Genomic DNA, 1,654 nt, shown 5'->3' with positions numbered 1-1,654 from the left:
CAAACCCCCCACCCCGGGGGCCCCCCGGCGCCCCCCGGCGCGCCCCCTTTGTGGCCGGGCGTGGGGGGGGGGGGGGGGGGCGGGGGAACCGCCCCGGCCCCGGCGCAGCGGTTCGACCTGACCGTCGAACCGCCGCTGCGGGTGCGGGTGCTGCGCGAGCCGGACGCCGACGTGTTGCTCGTCGTCGCGCACCACATCGCCACCGACGAATGGTCGGACCGGCCGTTCCTGCTCGACCTGGACGCCGCCTACACCGCCCGGCTCGCCGGACGGTCCCCGCGGTGGACGCCGCTGCCCGTCCAGTACGCCGACTTCACCCTCTGGCAGCGGGACCTGTTCGGCGACCCGGCGGACCCGGACAGCGTCGCCGCCCGCCAGCTCACCTTCTGGCTGGACGCGCTGCGTGGACTGCCGCCGCGGATCGCGCTGCCGCTGGACCGGGAGCGCCCGGTGGTCCGCGACGGCCGGTCCGGGCGGGCGGTCCGCATCCTGCCCGCCGAGGTGACGGCTGGACTGCGGGCCCTGTGCGCGGCCACCGGCACCAGCATGTCGATGCTCGTGCACGCCGCCGTCGCGACGCTGCTGCACCGGCTCGGCGCCGGCGACGACATCCCGATCGGGGTGCCGGTCGCCGGGCGCACCGACGCGGGCCTCGACCAGCTCGTCGGGTTCTTCGTCAACACCCTGGTGATCCGCTCCGATCTGGCCGACGACCCGACCTTCCGGGAGCTGCTGGTCCGCACCCGCCAGACCGACCTGGCCGCCTTCGACCACGCCGACCTGCCGTTCGAGGACATCGTCGCGGCCCGCCGCGACCGGCGCACCCCCGGGGTCAACCCGCTGTTCCAGGTGATGGCCGGCTACCACCACCTCGGCGGCGACGACCGGTCGCTGTTCGGCCTGCCGGTGAGCTGGATCGATCCGGAGGTCGGCACCGCCAAGTTCGACCTGGACGTGACGTTCGTCGACCGGGCGGCCACCGGTGAGATCACCGCCCTGGTCGAGTTCGCCGTCGACGTCCTCGACCCGGCCAGCGGCGCGCGCCTGGCCGACCGGCTCGTCCGACTGCTCGCCGGGATCGTCGCCGAACCGGACCGTCCCATCGCCCGGCTGCTGCTCGTCGACGCCGACGAACGGGCCGCCGCCCTGCGCACCGCAGCCGGCCCGCACCGGAATCCGGCAGCCGCACTCACGGTGCCTGACCTGCTCGACCGGGCGGTGGCCGCCCATCCGGACCGGGTCGCACTGGTCACCGCGGACGGGAGCCGGACGTTCACCGCGCTTGCGGCCGACGTGGCGCGGGTCGCCGACCGGCTCGCGGGGCTGCCCGTCGGCCCCGAGTCGATCGTCGCCCTTGCGCTGCCCCGGGCGCACATGGTCCCGGCGATCTTCGGTGTACTGGCGGCGGGCGCGAGCTACCTGCCGATCGACACCGAGCAGCCGGCGGAGCGCCTGGCGTTCCTGCTCGCCGACGCCGCCCCCGCCGCCATTCTCACCACCCGCGCGTTCGCCACCCGCCTGCCCGGCTCTGCCGGCTCTGCCGGCTCTGCCGGCGGGGCCCGACCTGCCGACGGGGCCGGCCCGGCCGACCCGGCTGACGGGCCGACCATCGTCTGGCTCGACGAGCCGACGGCCGGGCCCGACGGTGCGGCGG

At 76.5% G+C, this 1,654-nt stretch carries 1 protein-coding gene; it reads left to right on the top strand.

The features are described 5' to 3' along the window. Nucleotides 1–60 precede the first annotated feature (60 nt). A partial coding sequence (locus tag ND747_RS15950) for a condensation domain-containing protein (RefSeq protein ID WP_251734407.1) occupies nt 61–1,654 on the top strand: 1,594 nt, incomplete at its 3' end.

The organism is Frankia sp. R82 (assembly GCF_023716925.1).
GTDB lineage: Bacteria > Actinomycetota > Actinomycetes > Frankiales > Frankiaceae > Frankia.
This window is presented reverse-complemented; position numbering and strand designations above follow the sequence as displayed.